A 232-nucleotide genomic window follows, 5' to 3' on the forward strand; every position below is an offset into this window, starting at 1 on the left:
GAGGCGGGGCTCGACCCAGCCGACCACGTCGGCGGCGATGTCGAGGGCGCAGCCGGGCCCGGGCTCGACCGCGAGCCGCGCGGTGCGGCCGGTGCGGGCGGCCAGGTCGCGCAGCCCCGCGGGGACCGCGGCGAGGGCGGCGGTGGCCGCGGCGTCGTCGTCGGGGGGCCACGGCTCGCGCCCGGCGAGCGGGGGGGTCGGGATGGGGCCGGCGGCGCCGTCTGCCGGCGGG

The 232-nt window shown here is 85.3% G+C and carries 1 pseudogene; it reads right to left on the reverse strand.

Features of this window, described 5'->3' with window-relative positions:
- A pseudogene (locus KVT14_RS21635) lies at window positions 1–232 on the reverse strand (xylose isomerase); the annotation flags it as partial.

It is taken from the genome of Cellulomonas sp. GbtcB1 (assembly GCF_019091725.1).
Lineage (GTDB): Bacteria > Actinomycetota > Actinomycetes > Actinomycetales > Cellulomonadaceae > Cellulomonas.